Raw genomic sequence first — 5,536 nt, forward strand, 5'->3', positions numbered from 1 at the left:
ACTTCATGAATTATTGGCTGCATAAAACATTCCCTTGAAATACCGGTTTGTTTGTTGGATAAATGAAGAAAAAACCATTCTATTTAGTTTTGTTAATACCTCTTCTTTTCATTTTATTATTAAATGAAGAGACCGATCCTATGAAACCAAAATTTGCTTCCAATCCACAACTCAATACCATCCAACCCAATGAGAATTGGAAGGGTAATCCGCTTGATGAAAAAGGACGGTTTGTCAATTTATACCAACCGTTCACTTCTAGCTTTGGGGATGTTTTGAAATGGCAAACGAGTAAAAATCCACAGGCAGAAGAAAAAAAGGCGGAAACGAGAAAATTGACAGTTGATTTCGATTCCACGGTCTTTCACGGACAAGAAGATTACTTGATTTGGCTGGGACATGCAACTTATTTAATGAGAATCCATGGAAAGGTATTCCTGACTGATCCCCTTTTGATCGACAATACATTTCTGAAAAGAGAAAGCCCGCTGCCTTTTTCTTTGGAAAAAATGCCCAAGCTGGATTATATCTTATTGTCACATAACCACCGGGACCATTGCGATGAAAACTCACTGAAGTACCTTGCCAAAGCAAATCCTTCCATGAAAATTCTTACGGGATTAGGGTTGGAAAGCGTGATCAATGGCTGGACAAACGGCCACACCATCCAAGAGGCGGGATGGTACCAACAGTATTCACTTTTGGATAGTGGGATTTCCATCACTTATGTACCAAGCAGGCATTGGTCGAAAAGATGGCTGACAGATGATAACAAAAGTCTGTGGGGAGGTTTTTATATTCAAAATGGCAGTTATTCCATTTATTTTATGGGTGACAGCGGAAAAGGTGAGCACTTCTTGGATATCAAAAACACCTTAGGAACTCCTGATTATTGCCTGATGGGCGTCGGGGCTTATAAGCCTGAGTGGTTTATGCACCAAGCTCACATTAGCCCAAAAGACGCAATTGAGGCATTCAATACCTTGGAAGGAAAATATTTTATCCCCATGCATTTTGGCACTTTTAACCTTTCTGATGAACCCCGGATGGAACCTTGGGATATCTTGTTATCCAATCAGGAAAATTTGAATGGGAAATTGGTGGAACCTGTTTTGGGACGGAATCTGCTTATTTTTTAGTCAGCTGAATTCAAGTCGGAAGGTTGAAAAAGTTTATAGAACCTTGAAATGAGAACCTTAAAAGTTCTAAATTCAAGGGACTGAAACTTCAAACTTGAATTCAAATGGCACAAGAAGGAACCAAAGAAAACCCTTGGAAATTAAAAACCCCTCCCCTAACCTCTGACTATGAGATGTATAAGGATATCAAGGACGGTAAAGAGGTGATCGTATGTGTGGTTGGAAAAACCACCCTGCTTTATGATTTCCGTTGTCTCCAAGACCTTCACCAAATGCTGAAAAAACACGGAGATTGGATGGAGTTGGGAAGCGCAGACGAACAAAAACCTGCCAAAGACGGAACCGTTGAGGCTTGGGGCAGATCCGAGACCAATCCTGTCGGTGGTTGGTATGGATTGAAAAAAGGATTACGGGGAAGATTTGCGATGTATATCCCTCCCTTGATGGAAAAACTTGGATTGGCCGAAGTCACACATGACTCCAAAGGAAACAAAATAAAAGCCAAATAATTTTAAAAAATTAAGTGGTTTTTATTAAAATTATCTCTCCATTTTTTTTTCTACAAAATTAAATTTTTTAAATTTTCATTGTACATGTCCTGAATCTGGACAGTGGTCTCATAACCCAAACCCTAGCCTTATGAAAAATCTCAAAATTGAAATCAAATGGGCAATCATATTTGCCTTGATGACCTTGCTATGGATGGTGCTTGAAAAAGCTGTCGGGCTTCATGATGTGCATATTGATAAACACATGACATACACGAATTTTTTTGCAATCCCGGCAATAGCTGTTTATGTTTTCGCCCTATTGGAAAAAAGGAAAAACCATTATCACGGCAAAATGACTTACATGCAAGGTTTCATTTGCGGTTTGATTATTACTTTGTTCGTGACAATTCTAAGTCCTTTGACTCAATATATCACTTCAACCTTCATTACACCTGATTACTTCCAAAATGCGATAGCTACCGGTGTTTCTACAGGAAAAACTACCCAAGAAGCAGGAGAAGCATATTTCAATCTTGAAAATTATATAATCCAAGGATTGATCGGTGCACCCGTTATGGGCATGATAACCACGGCTATTGTAGCCATTTTTACGAGGAAAAATTAATACTATAACCCAAAAAACCATGGACAATGCAGCACAAACCATGCTCGATAACCTGAAAAAAAATACAGGAAAAAGTCTGGAAAAATGGATCGAGGAAGTCAAAACCTTGAAATTTGAAAAACATGGTCAGATCATGAAGTACTTGAAAGAGGAAAAAGGACTGACTCATGGATTTGCCAATTTGGTAGCTTTGAAAACCCTAGCCACGGATGCAGGGTCTCACGAAGACCAAGATGAACTGATCAACAACCAATACAAAGGCAAAGAACATTTCAGACCCATTTATGACAAGCTGATTGTAGCTATTTCAAAATTCGGCAACGACATTGAAATAGCCCCCAAAATAGCCAATGTGAGCCTCAGAAGAAAAAAACAGTTTGCCTTGTTGCATCCGGTTACCAAAACAAGGTTTGAGATAGGCATCAATCTCAAAGGCCAAGAACCGAGCGGTAAACTACTCCCAAGCGGAAATGCGATGTGTACCCATAAAATCAACCTGACCGGAATTGATGATATAGACCAAGAAGTCTTTGATTGGGTAAGGAAAGCATATCAAAATGCAGGTTAAAATTCAAAACCAACCTTCCGTTTTTATGCAAGGATTGATCCACACTCCAACACCACATTTAAGTTCAAGCATTGATTTTTATTTAAAACTTGGATTTAGTCAGATTTCTGAAAAGCCAATCTGTTTGACTGATGGAAAAGCTTTTGTAGAAATCAATCCGGATAGGTATTCCAGGTCAGGATTTAAGTTTTATAAGGAAAGTTGGAAAGTTGAAATAGACAAACTAAAGTCCATTACGGAGGTTGTTCCAATCAAAGATGGATATCTGATTTCCGATGGAAATGGCGTTTGGATTTATTTGATCGAGGGGATTCCTGAAATAGAATTGAGCGAGAAAGAAGCTACTTTCAGCGTTTTGGGAAAATATATGGGAATCAGTCTGGAGTCAATCGATCCCAAAAAATCCTTTGAAATATATCTTAGCATGGGATTTAAATTGGTTTTTGGAAATTTGGAAGGCAGCTATTTTTCACTGACCAACAATGGATTTACAATTACTTTGATGAAAGCGCTTTCCTGTCCCCATCTGTTTTTCAACCCTTCACTGACTTATTTCAACGGAAAAAACAATCCAGAAATCATCTCCAAAATCAGGACTTTAAAAATACCGATCACAGAGGAAATTACCCATTTTAACAAAGAAGGAATCGTAGACAATATCATTATCCGCGATCCAGGAGGTTTGGGATTTTTTATTTTTAATGACTAAAAAGGTAAAATTAAAGGAATCAAAAAGACAGCTATGATCATCACTATGATCGTAAATGGCACGCCTATTTTTACAAAATCCCCAAACTTATAGCCACCGGGAGCTACCACAAGGGTGTTGACAGGTGATGAAACAGGAGTCATAAATGCCGAAGAAGCTGCCAATATCACAGCCATTGCAAATGGATAAGGAGATAACTCCAAATCATAAGCCATTTTAATTGCTATTGGAGCCATAAGGACAGCAGTGGCTGTATTGGAGATAAACAGGCCCAACACAGCCGTAATGAAAAACAGGGAAGCGATTGCTACCCATGGAGCACTTTCTCCGACTAGGTTGATCAATCCGTCAGCGGCCATTTCCACTCCGCCTGTCCTCTGAAGTGCGATTGAAAACGGCATCATTCCCACAATCAGTACCAGGCTTTTCCAAGAAATGGAATTGTAGGCACTGTTCATGTCAATAATCCTAAATAATCCCATTGCAAGGCAACCCAAAATCACCGCATGAACATTGGGCAAAATTCCTGTAATCATAGTCAGGACAACCAAACCCAAAATCACAACTGCATGCATAGCTTTGTCTGCTGCCGGTAATACTTCCTCAAATTCAATAGGCAAATTCAGCAAAACAAGTTCATCTGTTTCCTGCCCTATTCTTTTGATATCTTCCCAAAAACCTGCAATCAAAATGGTATCACCAACATTTAGCTCCTTTTCTAAAAACCCCTCTAAAATCGCATGATCCCCTCTCCAAAGGCCTATTACTGTCAAACCAGATTCGGATCTTAACCTTGCTTCTTTTACTGTTTTCCCGACAAAATCAGATTCGGCAGGAATGATAGCTTCAATCATCCCCAATTCTTGGGATATTGAAGTCAGATAGCCTTTTCCACCTGAAAGGTTAATTTTTTCAACTCCATATTTTTCAGCAAAAGTTTTAAGGTCAATTTCATGATTCCTGACATCTAAAAACAAAATATCATCCACCTGAAAATCCATGATTTTGGTTGGTCTGATAAAGACCTGTTTATTAGCATCTTTTCTTTCTACCGCCAAAAGTTTGAATCCTTCATATTTGAGGTCAAGTTCATTGATTTTATATCCAAGAAGTAAAGAATCTGGCAATACTTTTACCCTATACTCCCTATTGATCAGGTCATACTTTTCAATCCAATCTTTAAAAGTGGGTTTTCTTTTCTTTTTCACAGATTTGGAGGAATTGTCCGGCAGCCATTTTCTGGCAAACAACATGTACACTACTCCCAAAGCCAAAATAGCAAGCCCAAAAGGGGTTATGGTAAAAAACCCTAATCCATTTTCACCTTGCCGCATAAGTTCAGAATTCACTACCAAGTTCGGGGCAGTGGATATCAAAGTAAGCATTCCACTTATCAAAGCTGCAAAACTCATCGGCATCATCAGATGACTAGGTGAAATTCCTGTATTACTGCAAATCCTAAAAACTACAGGAATAAATATTGCAACGATTGCGGTAGAACTCATGACAGATCCCAATCCGGCGACCGCCAACATCAACAGAACAAGTAACTTAGTCTCATTTCCCCCTGCTTTTTGATTGATCCAATCCCCAACATTCCTTGCTACTCCGGTCCTTACAAGGCCTTCACCCATGACAAAAAGGACTGCAATCAGAACTATGTTTGGGTCGCTGAATCCAATCAACGTTTCTTCTACAGTGATTATTCCTGTAAAAGGCAATGCGGCAATCATGATTATTCCCACTGCATCCATTCTAGGCTTGTTTTTGACAAACATCGCAATTGCAATTGCCAATAAGGCCAAAACCAGGACCAATTTGAAATTGAAGCCAGAGTCAGCTAAGTCCGTAGCTGTGTCGCCGATGGTAATTTGAGTCATCAAAGCAAAATTACTCCCACTTAAAAATTGAAAAAATACCATTAGGGCTGATGTTTTTATCATGACATAAAAAACTGTTGAGGAAAATTTTCAATGGCCAAAGGTAAACCGTTATTTAAAAAAA

6 protein-coding genes are annotated in these 5,536 nt (G+C 38.9%); 5 read left to right on the forward strand and 1 reads right to left on the reverse strand.

Annotated elements, in window-relative coordinates; all coding sequences use genetic code 11:
- The first annotated feature begins 140 nt into the window (after positions 1 to 140).
- The 5 genes from ACZFYI_RS14780 to ACZFYI_RS14800 all read left to right on the forward strand — a co-directional run bounded on the left by ACZFYI_RS14780 (position 141) and on the right by ACZFYI_RS14800 (position 3,532).
- Positions 141 to 1,139 (forward strand): MBL fold metallo-hydrolase, encoded by a 999-nt coding sequence (locus tag ACZFYI_RS14780; protein ID WP_462524897.1) that lies wholly within the window; start codon positions 141 to 143, stop codon positions 1,137 to 1,139.
- 104 nt (positions 1,140 to 1,243) lie between these two features.
- The gene (locus ACZFYI_RS14785) at positions 1,244 to 1,648 is read left to right on the forward strand and encodes a DUF6855 family protein (protein WP_462524898.1); all 405 of its coding nucleotides are present in this window, start codon (positions 1,244 to 1,246) and stop codon (positions 1,646 to 1,648) included.
- Positions 1,649 to 1,778: 130 nt separating this feature from the next.
- Complete coding sequence (locus ACZFYI_RS14790; protein ID WP_462524899.1) at positions 1,779 to 2,255, forward strand: DUF4199 domain-containing protein; 477 nt, start codon at positions 1,779 to 1,781, stop codon at positions 2,253 to 2,255.
- 19 nt (positions 2,256 to 2,274) lie between these two features.
- Positions 2,275 to 2,823: a DUF5655 domain-containing protein gene (locus ACZFYI_RS14795; RefSeq protein ID WP_462524900.1), complete on the forward strand. Its 549-nt coding sequence runs from the start codon at positions 2,275 to 2,277 to the stop codon at positions 2,821 to 2,823.
- Between the two features lie 25 nt (positions 2,824 to 2,848).
- Positions 2,849 to 3,532, forward strand: coding sequence for a hypothetical protein (locus ACZFYI_RS14800; protein WP_462524901.1), 684 nt, complete (start codon positions 2,849 to 2,851; stop codon positions 3,530 to 3,532).
- On the opposite strand, the gene ACZFYI_RS14805 is transcribed toward ACZFYI_RS14800, so the two are convergent.
- Entirely contained in the window at positions 3,529 to 5,412 is a 1,884-nt protein-coding gene (locus ACZFYI_RS14805; RefSeq protein ID WP_462524902.1) for an SLC13 family permease, read from the reverse strand. The two genes, ACZFYI_RS14800 and ACZFYI_RS14805, sit on opposite strands and share 4 nt — an antisense overlap.
- Positions 5,413 to 5,536: the final 124 nt, after the last annotated feature.

It is taken from the genome of Aquiflexum sp., assembly GCF_977115555.1.

What these genes read in the sequence shown, in the direction of transcription:
- ACZFYI_RS14780 (WP_462524897.1), top strand. Translation starts at nt 141, where the DNA reads ATGAAACCAAAATTTGCTTCCAATCCACAACTCAATACCATCCAACCC.
- ACZFYI_RS14785 (WP_462524898.1), top strand. Translation starts at nt 1,244, where the DNA reads ATGGCACAAGAAGGAACCAAAGAAAACCCTTGGAAATTAAAAACCCCT.
- ACZFYI_RS14790 (WP_462524899.1), top strand. Translation starts at nt 1,779, where the DNA reads ATGAAAAATCTCAAAATTGAAATCAAATGGGCAATCATATTTGCCTTG.
- ACZFYI_RS14795 (WP_462524900.1), top strand. Translation starts at nt 2,275, where the DNA reads ATGGACAATGCAGCACAAACCATGCTCGATAACCTGAAAAAAAATACA.
- ACZFYI_RS14800 (WP_462524901.1), top strand. Translation starts at nt 2,849, where the DNA reads ATGCAAGGATTGATCCACACTCCAACACCACATTTAAGTTCAAGCATT.
- ACZFYI_RS14805 (WP_462524902.1), bottom strand. Translation starts at nt 5,412, where the DNA reads ATGACTCAAATTACCATCGGCGACACAGCTACGGACTTAGCTGACTCT.